12 protein-coding genes are annotated in these 14,393 nt (G+C 42.9%); 9 read left to right on the top strand and 3 right to left on the bottom strand.

Features of this window, described 5'->3' with window-relative positions:
- The first annotated feature begins 169 nt into the window (after positions 1-169).
- From CDG79_RS15605 to minE, 6 genes are all read left to right on the top strand, one after another.
- Positions 170-1,375, top strand: coding sequence for a glutathione S-transferase family protein (locus tag CDG79_RS15605; protein ID WP_094342904.1), 1,206 nt, complete (start codon positions 170-172; stop codon positions 1,373-1,375).
- A gap of 279 nt (positions 1,376-1,654) precedes the next feature.
- Positions 1,655-2,317 carry a hypothetical protein gene (locus tag CDG79_RS15600; RefSeq protein ID WP_094342903.1) on the top strand — a complete coding sequence of 221 codons (663 nt, stop codon included), beginning with the start codon at positions 1,655-1,657 and terminating at the stop codon, positions 2,315-2,317.
- Between the two features lie 56 nt (positions 2,318-2,373).
- Positions 2,374-3,696, top strand: a complete 1,323-nt coding sequence (locus CDG79_RS15595) for a four-carbon acid sugar kinase family protein (protein ID WP_094342902.1) — start codon at positions 2,374-2,376, stop codon at positions 3,694-3,696.
- Positions 3,697-4,078: 382 nt separating this feature from the next.
- Positions 4,079-5,113: a septum site-determining protein MinC gene (minC, locus tag CDG79_RS15590; protein ID WP_094342901.1), complete on the top strand. Its 1,035-nt coding sequence runs from the start codon at positions 4,079-4,081 to the stop codon at positions 5,111-5,113.
- Between the two features lie 338 nt (positions 5,114-5,451).
- Positions 5,452-6,258, top strand: coding sequence for a septum site-determining protein MinD (minD, locus tag CDG79_RS15585; protein WP_012410009.1), 807 nt, complete (start codon positions 5,452-5,454; stop codon positions 6,256-6,258).
- Between the two features lie 36 nt (positions 6,259-6,294).
- Positions 6,295-6,585 (top strand): cell division topological specificity factor MinE, encoded by a 291-nt coding sequence (gene minE / locus CDG79_RS15580; protein WP_012410010.1) that lies wholly within the window; start codon positions 6,295-6,297, stop codon positions 6,583-6,585.
- Positions 6,586-6,863: 278 nt separating this feature from the next.
- On the opposite strand, the gene CDG79_RS15575 is transcribed toward minE, so the two are convergent.
- Complete coding sequence (locus tag CDG79_RS15575) at positions 6,864-8,183, bottom strand: hypothetical protein (protein ID WP_094342900.1); 1,320 nt, start codon at positions 8,181-8,183, stop codon at positions 6,864-6,866.
- An 861-nt stretch (positions 8,184-9,044) separates the two neighbouring features.
- Here CDG79_RS15575 and fmt point away from each other — a divergent pair.
- A complete protein-coding gene (fmt, locus tag CDG79_RS15570; RefSeq protein WP_094342899.1) occupies positions 9,045-10,076 on the top strand; it encodes a methionyl-tRNA formyltransferase in 1,032 nt (343 codons plus the stop codon).
- A gap of 49 nt (positions 10,077-10,125) precedes the next feature.
- Here the strand turns inward: fmt and CDG79_RS15565 are convergent, their stop codons facing one another.
- Both CDG79_RS15565 and CDG79_RS15560 read right to left on the bottom strand, forming a co-directional pair.
- The gene (locus tag CDG79_RS15565) at positions 10,126-10,491 is read right to left on the bottom strand and encodes a DUF6464 family protein (protein ID WP_094342898.1); all 366 of its coding nucleotides are present in this window, start codon (positions 10,489-10,491) and stop codon (positions 10,126-10,128) included.
- A 106-nt stretch (positions 10,492-10,597) separates the two neighbouring features.
- Entirely contained in the window at positions 10,598-12,106 is a 1,509-nt protein-coding gene (locus CDG79_RS15560; RefSeq protein WP_094342940.1) for a hydroxysqualene dehydroxylase, read from the bottom strand.
- A 455-nt stretch (positions 12,107-12,561) separates the two neighbouring features.
- Between CDG79_RS15560 and CDG79_RS15555 the strand changes: the two genes are divergently transcribed.
- Positions 12,562-13,464 carry a class I SAM-dependent methyltransferase gene (locus tag CDG79_RS15555; RefSeq protein WP_094342897.1) on the top strand — a complete coding sequence of 301 codons (903 nt, stop codon included), beginning with the start codon at positions 12,562-12,564 and terminating at the stop codon, positions 13,462-13,464.
- Between the two features lie 249 nt (positions 13,465-13,713).
- Positions 13,714-14,393, top strand: a 680-nt coding sequence (gene modB, locus CDG79_RS15550) for a molybdate ABC transporter permease subunit (protein WP_143855491.1), incomplete at its 3' end; no start/stop codon positions are given.

Here is a 14,393-nt window from a genome sequence, read left to right as displayed (position 1 = left end):
AGTATTTTGAGCGTTAAGACAGATAGTTCATCCCAATAGAGCCACTATCCTACAAATTCCAATATCTTTTCCAAATGGGCGAACCTATCGGTTAAATTAAGCCTTGGTGTAATTGAAAATATTGTAGAGTCAAGAAAAGTCCTAAGTATTGGCCTACGCAATTCACCCTATGACTACCGCACCCTTAAGCTGGCAAGAACTAGAAACCCTCACGGACTATCAAATAGATACCGTTAATGGTCTCACCAACGCTAAAGCCAGGTTGCGCTTGTTTGGTCAGCGCGAATCTGATGTGCGGGTAACACTGTACCGCGATAACCACGCCTGGTGTCCTTACTGTCAAAAAGTTTGGTTATGGCTAGAGGAAAAACAGATCCCCTATCGCATTGAAAAAGTGACAATGTTCTGTTATGGGGAGAAAGAAAGTTGGTACAAACGTAAGGTACCATCAGGAATGCTCCCCGCGATCGAGCTAGATGGACAGATTATTAAGGAAAGCGATGACATTTTGATCGCTTTGTCAAAGGTTTTTGAGCCGTTGAGCCAAGGGATGGAAGACCGCACAGTGCTTCCTCTACGTCAATTAGAACGACTTTTATTTCGAGCTTGGTGTGCTTGGCTGTGCTACAGAGCAGAGAACTCTCAACAAGAACAACGCAACCGAGAACAATTCATCGCAGTAGTGGCTAGGGTGGAGGAGGCTCTGGGTTGCACCCCAAGTCCTTACTTTCTAGATAGCTTCGGTATCGTCGATGTCATTTTTACGCCATATCTCGAACGGATGAATGCGAGCCTTTACTACTACAAGGGCTACTCCCTGCGTGAGGAAAACCCTCGCTTGAGGGCATGGTTTGCGGCAATGGAAAGCCGACCGACCTACTGCGGTACCCAGAGCGACTTTCACACCCACGCACATGATTTGCCGCCCCAGATGGGGGGCTGTTGGGAAAACCGCGAAACCCAGATGCTTCTCAATAAAGCGCGGGTGGATAACGGGCCCTGGTTCGGGCTACCAGATGTTACTTATCCAGAACCCGAAAACTCCCGCATGGAAGCTCTTCAACGAACTATCGAGCATCGCGTCAATATTATCCGAGTCAACCCTTTAGATGATAAATTGTTTGACCAAGCCCTACGTTGTGCTTTAACACACATGATGACCAATGAAGACTGTGTACCTCCATCGGGATCTGATGTTGCTCTCCGATATTTGCGCGATCGCATTAATGTACCGCGAGACATGTCTATCTACGCAGCCAAGCGATTGAGGGAATCTCTGGAAAAAACCGCAGCCCTTGCGGGTGATGGACAGCCAACCCCAATTCCCACTAAGCATCGACGAGATCAAGACCCGTCTAACTTTGTCAGAAAGTAGGATTCAGGCACCCATCCTGGCAGATCGCGCTCCTTTAACAGTTGCCAGCGAACAATTATCTTGGTTTCAAGCTTTGACTCCCACTCTGATAACTGATAATTGATAAATGCGATCGCCTACATCAGTACTGCATTGTATCCAAAAATGCTTCTTAGCTTTATGCAGTTGGGTTGCACAGCTTGCTTTTTATCATAACTATTACGTAACCATCCATTGCTTCTCTACCAAACCCGATTAAAATAAATACGCAACTTGGGCTTCCATAGGAGTTATCCAGCCGTGCAGCCGGACTTAATAGGTTTGGAAATTAGTAAGGGGGAACTGAGACGTTTGACTGGATTCGATTCAGAAGACGTTTTCCGTCCCTCTGTTTTGCGAGATAGCAAGAAGCGATTAGGGTTTTTGCTCAATGAATCGCTGGTGACGCTGGCGCTAACGCCCATAATTGTGGGCTTTATTTACGCATTTATTATTCTGCCAACAATTGGTTCTTCAATTAAATTCGGAATTCTTTTACTAATTTTAGTGCCAATGCCGATATTAGTGGGGCGATGGCTATGGCGACAATTGACCTGTCCCGAAGCACTGACAATACTTTTAGATGAAGTAGATAAATATCATGACCTGGTTAACGCTATAGATATTAATGACCAATTGGCAGCATCAGGAAACATAGAAAGCAGTATCCATGACCGAGATAAAGTAACCGCCGCCCTGCAACTTATTAGAGAAGATTTAGTCCGCGCTCTGAAAACAGAACGAATTTTGCGAGATAATAAAAAATTGCTTGCTAATAACCAAGAGTTATTTGTGAATAATTTAGCCAGTCTGCAAGCTTTACAAGTCAGTAGTCAAGCAGGCGAATATGCTCAACTGCTAAATCAATCATTGCAAATTGCGATCGATGTGCAAGCAGAAATCAGAAAATTGCACAAAGGCTGAGTAAAGTTTTTCATTACTGATGAATTTCCTAAAAAACAATCGCCCCGTTGACTTAAATGAGCAACAAACCAAAAATAATTGTCCTAGATGATGACCCCACAGGTTCTCAAACAGTCCACAGCTGCTTGCTATTAATGCACTGGGATGTGGACACTTTACGCAGTGGGTTACAGGATGATTCGCCGATTTTCTTTGTGTTGACTAATACTAGATCGCTAACGCCAGAGTCAGCTGCATCTGTCACCAAAGAAGTTTGCCAAAACCTGAAAATCGCCTTGAATGCGGAAGGAATTGACGATTTTCTGATCGTCAGCCGTTCTGATTCTACTTTGCGGGGGCATTATCCTGTTGAAACTGATGCGATCGCCCAAGAACTCGGCCCTTTCGATGCTCATTTCCTTGTCCCGGCATTTTTTGAGGGCGGACGCATCACCCGTGACAGCGTGCATTACTTAATTATTGCTGGTGTCCCCACCCCAGTCGATGAAACCGAATTTGCCCGTGATTCCGTCTTCAGTTACCATCACAGTTACTTACCCAAGTATGTTGAAGAAAAGACTCAAGGACGAATTAATGCCGAAGCTGTAGAAAGGTTTCTCCTAGCCGATATTCGCGCTGGTAGTTTGGAACGCTTGTTACAACTGAGTGGTAATCAGTGCGCTGTCGTCGATGGTGAAACTCAAGCCGATCTCAACCGCTTTGCAGTAGACATATTAGCAGCAGCAAGTCAAGGAAAACGCTTTCTGTTTCGCAGTGCCGCAAGTATTTTAACGGCTTTAGCCGCTTTACCACCCCAACCGATTGCTGCCGAAAACATGGCGCAATACGTGCGTCAAGGTAAACCAGGGGCGGTAATTGTTGGTTCCCATGTGAAAAAGACTACTCAGCAGCTAGAGGCGCTATTGCAAGTACAGGGAACCGTGGGAATCGAAGTCAATGTAGCGCGATTGCTTGATGATGCAAATCAGTTTGCGGCACTGCTAACGGAAATTCAGGAAAGTACACAGGCGGCACACGAAGCGGGCAAAACACCAGTGGTTTATACTAGCCGTCAGGAACTGAGTTTTAAAGATATCAATACCCGATTGGAGTTTGGGGCAAAAGTTTCAAGTTTATTGATGGATATTGTGCGGGGTTTACCATCTGATATAGGATTCTTAATCAGTAAGGGTGGCATTACCTCAAACGATGTCTTGAGTACTGGACTAGCCTTAACTTCAGCCCGGTTAATCGGTCAAATTTTAGCTGGTTGTTCAATGGTGTTAACCCCATCAGATCATCCCCAGTTTCCTGATTTGCCTGTGGTGCTATTTCCAGGTAACGTTGGCGATGCTGATGCTTTGGGGACAATTTATCAAAGGTTGACTAAACAATCTTGAGTGTTGAGTGAAGATGATGATAATTCTGAACTACTCCCTTCCTGCTAGAAGATAATTTTTTTTAACGAACTGCCAAGGACGCATTCGCGTAGCGTCTCGTAGAGAAGGACGCAAAGGAAAATACAAGTAATCTTAGGGAACTCCAAAAAATAAATTATTCAATTTGTCTACTCAACTAGACTTCTTTCTTCCTTGTCTCCCTTGTCTTCCTTGTCCCCCTTGTCCCTCTGCGACGGAATATTTTTTTACTTGGAAATCCCTTATGGCGGGAAAGGAGTAATCTAGCCTCTGTACTTTTTTACCTGGCGATGTTGTTGGATTTTCCAACTGATCTAATATTGGTAATGATTCGGAGTGTCCCTTGTCTTTTGGCTAGTACTGCATGACTTCTGATCCTACGATTCCCAATCTAAAGTCAAATTCTGCACTTCCTAATGCAGAATCAAACTCTATTATTTCGGGGGTAGAGGTGAATCCTACTGTTTCTGATGTAGAGTCAGATCCTATTCCCCCTGATGCGGAGTTAAAATCTGTCCTCCTTTATTTAAAATCGAATACTGTCTTTGAGGATGTAGAGTCAAATCCTGCTAACCCAGAGATTGAGTCAAGTACTGATGCAGCATCAGATGATTTTATCCTTACTGATTCAAATCCCAATGAGTCAGCAGTATCTGGGTATCGCGTAAATGACAATACCCAAGTCCAGTTAAAAAGTAAGGAGGGACGACTTTTATTAATTTTGCCCCCGGAATCTCAAGTATCTGCCTCAGAACTCAGTTGGTCTGATATTTGGCAACAAATCAGGCAACGTTTGAATGCTGGCGATCGCTTTCGGATCGCTAATACTCCCGTACATCTGATGGCACAAGATCGCCTAGTAGATGCCAGACAACTCCAAGAACTCGCCGAGGCTTTAAGTGAAGTCCAACTGCGGCTAATATCTGTCTCAACAAGTCGCCGACAAACTGCGATCGCAGCCGTCACATCGGGGTATTCTGTAGAACAATTGCAGCCCATAACTTCCCTGAATACAGAGCCAGAAGCTACAGCTACACCCCAGGCAGATGCCCTCTATCTAGAAACAACAGTCCGCTCTGGAGTAGAAATTCGTCATCCTGGTACAGTAATTATTTTGGGAGATGTAAACCCAGGTGGTATTGTAATTGCAGATGGAGATATTATCATCTGGGGTCGTTTACGTGGAATTGCTCATGCTGGGGCTGGAGGCAATCGTGAGTGTCTGATTATGGCTTTGCAAATGGAACCTACCCAATTACGGATCGCAGATGCTGTAGCTAGGGCACCAGAAAAATTACCGATGCAATTTTCTCCAGAAGTGGCACATATTATGCCCCAAGGGATTCGCATCGCTAGAGCTAGTGATTTTTCTAGAAACCAATTTACTAAGAGCAATTAGTAGCCCTGAATATTTACCTAAAATATGAAGAATATGAAGGATGAAATATAGCGGTTTTCATGTAGATGGAATACACTACTCTAATCCCTATCCCTAGCGTTGTGTATTTCACACGACCGAGCGTAGACGCATTAGCGAAGCGGTAGCGACGTTCGCGTAGCGTCTCGCAGAGAAGGAGCGTCAGCAACTTGTCGCTAGACATCGCAATCAAAAAATATTTATCCCTCGCCCGAATCAGGGAGATCAGATATTTCTTCATACTTGATACGATACTTCATACTTTATACTGCAATTTACAGTTTTATATTTCCTGAACCCTCATTGACCGCATTTCTATCATGACTCGCATTATAGTGATTACCTCCGGTAAAGGAGGAGTGGGTAAAACCACAGTTTCAGCAAATCTGGGCATGGCTTTAGCCAAAATGGGTCGTCAAGTTGCCTTGGTTGATGCGGATTTTGGTTTGAGAAATTTGGATTTGCTGCTAGGGCTGGAAAACCGCATCGTCTATACTGCGGTAGAAGTCTTGGCCAGAGAGTGCCGCTTAGAACAAGCCTTGGTGAAAGATAAGCGCCAACCCAATCTCGTACTCCTGCCGGCAGCCCAAAATCGCTCCAAAGATGCAGTCACACCGGAACAGATGAAGTTACTGGTGAATGCCCTAGCGCAAAAATATCAGTACGTGATCATCGATAGCCCCGCCGGGATTGAAAATGGGTTTAAAAATGCGATCGGCCCGGCAAAAGAAGCGCTAGTTGTCAGCACACCAGAAATTTCTTCAGTTCGTGATGCCGATCGGGTAGTTGGTTTGCTAGAAGCACAAGGTATCAAGCGTGTTCATTTAATAATTAACCGCATCAGACCCGCAATGGTGCAGGCAAATGATATGATGTCAGTGCAAGATGTTCAGGAACTTCTCGCCATTCCCCTGATCGGGGTAATCCCTGACGACGAGCGTGTTATTGTATCTACCAATCGCGGTGAACCCTTAGTGTTAGCAGAAAATCCCTCTTTAGCTGCCACAGCCTTTGAGAACATTGCTCGTAGATTAGAAGGAGAAAGTGTCGAATTTCTGGAGATCGACTCGTCCCAAGACAGCATCTTCGCCCGTCTACGAAGGTTGTTGTGGACTAAGATTGTTTAACTTACTTTTCCAGTCTTCGCGCCAGACCTATTCGTAATGATTGAACTTCTAGAAAAACTTTTTTCTCGCGGCCCTGATAGCAGTCGAACTCAAGTTAAACGTCGCCTGCAATTGGTGATTGCTCACGATCGCGCTGACTTAGATCCTCAAACGTTGGAAAAAATGCGGAAAGAAATCCTAGATGTAGTCTGTCGCTATGTCGAAATTGAGACAGAGGGCTTGGAGTTCTCCTTAGAAAGCAACCAACGAACTACAGCTTTAATTGCTAATTTGCCCATCCGCAGGGTAAAAGGAGCCATCCCTGAATGGGAAAGGGGTGATAAATAAGTCTTTATAGTTTTAGTTTTAATTCTGTATGACTTGATATCAGAAAGTAGGATGTGTAATTAGGAAATGTTTTATTTTTTGCAATACCTTCGCCAATTTATGAGGCTTGGGAAAATAGTCTAGCAGGTATATAAAGTGCGATCGCTGTTGTCATATCTGCGCTTTTACACTTATTCTTAGGCTATCTAAACTCAGGAACGCCAAAAATATTTACCACATAATAAAAAATCCCGTTGTCAGTAGTGAAGACAACGGGAGTATATAAATTTTTCTATAAACTATCGGTAGGCGACTTGTGGGCCTGCCCAAACTTCCGTAACCTTTTTACCAAAAGTAATCGGCTGATCGTCGTTTGTTGTAGTGATAGTCTTACCATCATTAGCAACTTGCATTAGCGGCCAGTTTTCTTCGCCCAATTCACCTGCACGGAACAGCACACGATCTGGTTGGCTTTTACTCCAACCTAACAATACGGCAATTTTTTCATGTTCTTCCTGACTAACAGGAGCAACTGTATTGGCGTGATTTTTTTCTCGATCCCAAATCACTGCACTATCTGTAGAATCGCCTGTGTTAAATATACCCTCAAACTTGCGTGCTAAGAAGCGATCGCCTTTTTCTGACCAGCTTACTGGAACTAATACCCCAATTTTGCCACTTGTGTCAGTTTCTTCTGACAATGCGGCCTTTACAGCCTTTACCTTTAATAAAGGATCGCTAACAGGAGTCGTTGAAGCCATTACCCACAACTTCTTAGTTTGCATATCTTGAACAAACAGAACGCTGGTAACACGGCTGTTGTACATTTCGGGTTTTACTTCTAATTGTACCCGGCTATAAACAGCATATTTACCATCAGGAGAAACCACCGGTACGCTGCGGTAGTGGCGGACTCCAGAACCACCCTTGGAACCAATAGCCTCTTGAGTCGCTGTAATCCATTTCCAAGGAATAGGATGAGGACTGCCTAAGGGATCTATTTGTTCCGCCTGGGACTCATCAACTGGTTCAGCAGTAGGTGTTTCCGTCGTTGTGCTTGGTTGTGATTCCCTAAGAGTTGGGGCTATTTGAGTTGCTATCAATGATTTTGTCAAAGATTTATCTCTAGAGAGAGAATTTTCTTTTCCTTTCAAAGACTTGATATTAGCAGCTTTGAGTTTTTGTATTAGATTAAGCTGACTAACAGGAACATCTGTTAATGGTGCAAGTTCGACTGCTGCCAAAGTATTAGGAAAAGTTAAATCGCTATTTGATACATAAGTATCTGCTTGAGCCAAAGACTCAATTTTATTCGATGGTAATACTTGCGGTTCCTGAACAGCAGTACTTTGAGTTGGTACAGGATCGGATTCTTCTGTTGATGAGTTGATTTGATCTGTTTTTGATATTTCAGCTATCTCAGGTTCCTCAACTACAGCTATTTCCTTTGATACAGAGTCAGAATCTCCAGTTATCGAAGTTAGTTTAGCTACTTCTGATTTTACAGGGAACGAGTGAGCCGATGCCCCTAGCAAGGGTGCAATCAGTATCACAACGACAACGTAATTTAGAAATGGTTGTGCGCGGAACCATCCTGACAGCAAAAGGGGTTTAAGCATTTGTAGACTCTCTAGAGGGGCGGTTGCTATGTGAGAAGCAATACCTATGCAGCAATGGGGCAAGCAGTAATTATATGTATAACAAGAAACTAAAAACTTTGACGATATATTTCCTTCAAAGTTTGCAGAGTTTTACAAAAATTAAGTATCATTGTCCACACCTTTTCTTACTCAGGTACTGAATGTTTTTTTGCAAAAATATGCGAGTATAGTAAAAACGCTGATAACTCAGTAATTACTACACGATATATAATCCTGCTGTTGTTATACCTAACCAAACCAAAAATAGGTATTAGTCAAGGGATATTACAAGTTATATGTGAGGCAATGACGCTGGCAATTAGAAGTGAGATAACTTAGTTCTTGGGGATCGTACTAGCGATCGCTAGTACACAGCAAACAAGCTAGGTTACACACTAAATATAACAGCGCAAACCCTCATGATGGTAAACGTGAGGCGTTACATGGAAAGCTGGGAAAGCAGACGCATAATAAATCATACTCAGAAAATATAGCTATCAGCAACCCAAAGTCATAAATTGCAATCTCAACTACAGAAATAGCTAGAAGATGCAATAGTTTTTTGGAAACCCAACTGTATTTAATGCCAATTTGGGTAAACGATCGGGAACACAACAAAATTGACTTGGTAGATGCTCTAGTGGCTCGTGACGAGACACCACTAAACGATTAGATTAACTAAAGGCAGATGCAGTTTATGCTACCTGTTACACTTATAAACTTAACTATTAAGTCAATCAAGTAGGCTTTTAGTTTCACTAATACGAAAATATTGTACCACCAAACAGCCGATATTATTTACCATTAACTAATAACTAACGATTAACAACTAAATCATTAATGAAAATTGTATTCTTTGGTACACCGCAGTTTGCTGTACCCACCTTGGAAAAATTATTGAATCATTCAGAATTTGAGGTGCTGGCGGTTGTCACCCAACCAGATAAACGGCGGGAACGCGGAAATAAACTTACACCAACACCAGTAAAAGCGATCGCTACTGCTCATAACTTACCAGTATGGCAGCCGGAACGGGTGAAAAAAGACACTGAAACTTTAACCAAACTCAAACAATTAGACGCAGATGTGTTTGTTGTTGTCGCTTATGGACAGATTTTATCGGCAAAAATCTTAAAGATGCCAAAATTGGGCTGCATTAATGTACATGGCTCGATTTTGCCTAAATATCGCGGTGCAGCACCGATTCAGTGGTGTTTGTATAACGGTGAGAGTGAAACGGGGATCGCAACCATGTTAATGGATGTGGGGATGGATACCGGGCCAATCCTACAAATAGCCACTACACCTATCGGATTACTGGATAATACTCAAGATTTAGCCTTCATACTAGCTGCGATCGGTGGGGATTTGTTGGTGGAAACTCTGTTGAAGTTGGAACGTCAGGAAATTCAGCCAATTCCCCAAGATAATTTAGCAGCTACTTATGCACCTCTGATTCAAAAAGAAGATTATGGTTTGGATTGGTCAAAAAGCGCGATCCAACTACACAATCAAATTAGAGGCTTTTACCCTAACTGCACCGCTACCTTTCGTAACAACTTGTTGAAAATCACCGCTTCGGCTCCCCTTGCTTCTGTAAGCGATGTCTGGCGACAAGCCGCTCCGCGTCTACGCAATCTACCACCAGAATTACAAGAATTAATTCATAAATTGCCTGATTTGTCAAATGTCTCAGACAAACCGGGAGTTGTAGTCAGCATTATCAAAGGAATTGGCGCGATTGTTCAAACTGGGGAAGGTTTGTTACTCTTGCGAGAGGTTCAGCTAGCTGGGAAACGTCCCCAGTCGGGATGGGATTTTGTTAATGGTAGCCGCTTAACTGTGGGAGAAGTTTTTGGTGCGGGTAGTTGAGGGAAAATAACTCCTAACTCCTGTACAGACGCGATTAATCGTGTCTCTCCTAACTCTTAACTTCTAACTTTTCATAAAAGCGGCAAGATTCGCAAGGGCCATCTGGGTTCACTGCACAGCGAATGAGTTCTGAATGAGCATTGTAGCAACAGGTGGCATCGCCAACTACCCAACGTCCACCTACCAAACTTTTCTCAGATGGTCGTTTGGCAGACTGTACATAAATGGCAATATTATGTAAGCGGTAATGCCCAGCTTTAAGTTGGTATCGATGGCGGCGTTCTAAAACCGCGTAGGTTTTACCCTCAAAATCGAGATAATTGCCGGGTTGGGGTGTCCAATCAAGTTGCACTTTACCGAGTGACTGACGCGGATGCGTCAGAATCACCTCAGTTTGTAAAGAGTCTGGCTCCATAAGCTTATGTGATTTGATTTACATTAGAAGAATGGTATGGCATAGCTTTCTTTAGCTTACCGAATTTAGATTACAATTAATGATTCCCTCCTTGCGTCCCTACGGATTATGGCAGCCAAAAGTTAGGTAGGATAGATTTGCTCAAGTCACGTAGAGTTTGGTTGAGCGATCGCGCCACTTGGATATGCGCTTCATCCTCCTCTACTCCTAAAATCTCAGCTGGCTGACCTTCTCCCAAATAAGACACCACCAAATTCGCCGCCTCCAAACCAGTAACATAAGCCTTTTCTTGTGACCAGGAACCATGACGGTTCACAATCCAATCCCCACTCATAAACACATTTTCAAAACTTGTCTTCGCGGGCAACATATAACGATAGCTACCTGGTGCAAAGTGAGTCACCGCTTGAGGTAGCCGAATTACACTGCTATCAACGATTTTTGCCTCCCGAAAGGCCGGTACGCAAGTTGCTAAATAACCCTGAACTATTGCTAAAATCTCCTCATCACTCAAACTCAGAAATTGATTCGCGTGATAGAAATCAGCTTCAATCACCGTTCCTGGCTCATCCCGATATTCATCATGTAGGGCATTCAAATCAAAAAACGTCCAACCTGTACTTGCGTCAAATCCAAAGCAAGCATTTGAAGGACGCGGAATATCAATTTTGCGGTCAAACCATAGTCGCGTTGCTAAAACATCAATTGCTCCTAAATTGCTCAAATTACGGAATTCTTCACGGCTTTGTAAACTAGGGCTAGTTGAGACAATTTTCTTCATTCCCGTGACTCCAACTGCGAAAATCACGGCATCTGCTTCAATTACTTCATCACCACAAACTACAGCCTTAACTTGATTACTATCAACAATTAAATCTGTAACTCGGCGCTTGGATAACACTCGCGCACCAGTCTTTTCGATACGTTCCACCCAAGGACGAAATATCTTTTCTCCAACAGTTCCCCGACACCAAACTACATCAAAATCTGGTTGATGAGCCAGAATAAAAAAGTAAAGCATCCCTAAAGTTGCGGCGGCTGAACATTGTTCGCCAGGGGCAAACAAGCCCACCAATAACATTGGTTCAAAAGCCTCGCGGTAAAGTCGAAAAGAAACGTTAAAGTCTTTGAACAATTCACGGGCAGTTACAAAGTCATAGCGCCGCCAAGCATCATCAGAATTGTCAAAATCAACAACAGCATACAGTAAAGGCAGGGCGCTCAGACGGTCAATTAGTGGTAGCCGTTTAAACTGAGTGTAGAGAAAAGTTCCTAGTGGCGAGGGAAGTCGCGGTAAGTCTTGAAAAATTGGTGATTCAACTTCTAAACCTGCTGGCGAATATTGCGAAGAACGAGTCCAAGTAGTAAAAGGATTAATTTCTAATTGATTGATTAGGGAAAAAATATTTTTGTAAGGATACCAAAAGCCATGAATGCCAGCTTCAACAGATTTTCCTCTGGCTGTTTGCCAACCTGCCACCAATCCACCGGGATAAGGGCCTGCTTCTAGAAGGGTCACATCATAGCCTTGTTTTGCCAAATGGTAGGTTGCTCCTAAACCAGCCCAACCAGCACCTACAACTACCACCCGTTTTTGTTGCGATCCTTTTACCATCCCAGCCTCCGATTGTTGCTGTCCATCAACTAATGTATACGAACTTGCCGCTCTCATCAGATGACGGGTTGCTATTACAGCAGTTTTCGTTTGGATGCAATACGCACTTTAATAGCACAGCTATATGCCTCTGCGAACTATAGCAGTTCTCGTTTACATGATATGAAGTTTGGCTAATGGTAGGCTAACATACCTACAAAACTAGGCTTTTAGGACTTGTGTGTACACTTTAGCCTTAGTAAGGAGAGGTGAGTATTTGCTGAAGCAAATACGGGGCGAGGTTCAGACTGTATTGCAGCGAAGTGACAAGCGCTATATATTCCACCAAATTGAAAACAGTTATAGACTTTAAGGAAAGGCTAAGGTGGAGCAATTCAGTAAAAATCCCTTGCGGTTAATGCTGAGTTGAGAGTATAACAGAAAACAGACTTAACTATTGATGAGGAATAATCATAATGACTCAATTAGCAAATACAAAATTCAGTCTAAATGACTTTGAATTACGAGATGGCATTTATTTTCCTAGTGACTATGAACAATTGAATAATACTCAACATAAAAAAACATGGGACGCAATTGGTAAAACATATTATGGTTCCCAAAAAATTGAAAAAATTGCAGATACATCGCCCATCAAACAAGATTACACTCTGCTAACTGGCACACCTGGAGGGACTTGGAACAAATTTCCCTCAAATAAATCTGTTGGCTCTATTCTAGAAATTGGTTCTGGTTATGGCCGCGCACCTTTGCATCTCTCGAAAGCGAAAAATCTCAGATGCGAAAAATATTACGGTATTGATATTTCTGAACCTTTATTGCGGCGGTTAATCAAGGTTAAACAAGAATATAATTTTTTCCCAGAAGCTGAATTTAACTTGATTTGCACTTCTGCTGAAATATTACCTTTGGAAGATAATTCTATAGATTTGGTAATTTCTAACTGCGTCTTTATGCATATACCAGATGTCCAATTAAGAAGCTTGTTGGCTGATATATCTCGCGTCCTAAAACCTGGTGGAATTTTTGTTTTTAATCATTCATTTCACAATAAGTCCTGCCCTTCTCATATTATCCACAATTTTATTAGAAGGCTGAACCCATTTGTAAGAAATCCAGTTTATCTCAAGCAATATTCTTCTGCTGAAATCAATGAAATGTTAGCGACTGCTGGCATCCAAACTAAGTGCCCGCAATATATTGTGGAACCTACACAAGAATATGCAATTTTGCCGGAAACTATTAAGGGAATTCCAGTGCCCTTTGCTAATGCTATTAACAGAAGTCTTAAACCATCAGATGCTTTAAAAGAAACCTTGGCTTATGGTTTTAGTGCCTACAGCACTAAACTGGACTAATTAAGTAAGTAGGCGTGAATAATTAAAGCTCTTGAGTAAGCGGCTCCAGCTTTTGAGATAGGCTGGAGCCGCTTTGATTTGTGAGAATTGTAAGCCGCAGATCCCCGACTTCGTAAAAATATGTCGGGGATCTTGTTTCTGTACGTTTGATTCAAGATTTTATTAGGTAATTTACCAACTTTTACCAACGGATCGGAACTAAAGTTGGTAAATTAGGGATTAGTTAAGCTAATTTTTCCCTACGCAACTATGCCATTGGATTTATCGCCTCTTTGGATATCACTCAAAACTTCATTGCTTGCCACATTTATCACCTTCTTTTTGGGTATTGCTGCTGCCTACTGGATGCTGGGATATCGTGGCAAAGGTAAATCGTTGATTGAGGGTATCTTTATTGCGCCCCTGATTTTACCGCCTACAGTTGTCGGTTTCTTGTTGCTGCTATTTTTTGGCAAAAATGGCCCTGTAGGGAAACTCATGCAGACTTTTGATTTCAGCATCGTCTTTACTTGGTATGGTGCTGCGATCGCAGCCACAGTAGTTTCTTTCCCTTTAATGTATAAAACTGCACTGGGAGCCTTTGAACAAATAGATAGTAATCTACTGCGAGTGGCTAGAACCCTTGGTGCAACTGAAACTACAATCTTTTGGCGCATCAGTTTACCCCTAGCACTACCTGGCATTGTCGCCGCCACAATGTTAGCTTTTGCCCGTGCTTTGGGAGAATTCGGGGCGACGTTGATGCTAGCTGGTAACATTCCAGGAGTTACGCAGACAATCCCAATGGCAATTTATTTTGCTGTGGAAGCGGGAGCAATGAACGAGGCGTGGTTTTGGGCGATCGCAATTATGGCGATTTCTCTATCTGGAATTATTGGGGTTAACTTCTGGCAAGAATTGAGGGAAAAGAAGCGGGGAGCGGGAAGCGG

It is taken from the genome of Nostoc sp. 'Peltigera membranacea cyanobiont' 232 (assembly GCF_002245985.1).
Lineage (GTDB): Bacteria > Cyanobacteriota > Cyanobacteriia > Cyanobacteriales > Nostocaceae > Nostoc.
The sequence above is the reverse complement of the archived record's forward strand: the minus strand, read 5'-3'. Positions and strand labels throughout refer to the sequence as shown.

Excerpts from the sequence above, each read along its gene's own strand:
- CDG79_RS15605 (WP_094342904.1), top strand. The coding sequence starts at position 170 with ATGACTACCGCACCCTTAAGCTGGCAAGAACTAGAAACCCTCACGGAC.
- CDG79_RS15595 (WP_094342902.1), top strand. The coding sequence starts at position 2,374 with ATGAGCAACAAACCAAAAATAATTGTCCTAGATGATGACCCCACAGGT.
- minC (WP_094342901.1), top strand. The coding sequence starts at position 4,079 with ATGACTTCTGATCCTACGATTCCCAATCTAAAGTCAAATTCTGCACTT.
- minD (WP_012410009.1), top strand. The coding sequence starts at position 5,452 with ATGACTCGCATTATAGTGATTACCTCCGGTAAAGGAGGAGTGGGTAAA.
- minE (WP_012410010.1), top strand. The coding sequence starts at position 6,295 with ATGATTGAACTTCTAGAAAAACTTTTTTCTCGCGGCCCTGATAGCAGT.
- CDG79_RS15575 (WP_094342900.1), bottom strand. The coding sequence starts at position 8,183 with ATGCTTAAACCCCTTTTGCTGTCAGGATGGTTCCGCGCACAACCATTT.
- fmt (WP_094342899.1), top strand. The coding sequence starts at position 9,045 with ATGAAAATTGTATTCTTTGGTACACCGCAGTTTGCTGTACCCACCTTG.
- CDG79_RS15565 (WP_094342898.1), bottom strand. The coding sequence starts at position 10,491 with ATGGAGCCAGACTCTTTACAAACTGAGGTGATTCTGACGCATCCGCGT.
- CDG79_RS15560 (WP_094342940.1), bottom strand. The coding sequence starts at position 12,106 with ATGGTAAAAGGATCGCAACAAAAACGGGTGGTAGTTGTAGGTGCTGGT.
- CDG79_RS15555 (WP_094342897.1), top strand. The coding sequence starts at position 12,562 with ATGACTCAATTAGCAAATACAAAATTCAGTCTAAATGACTTTGAATTA.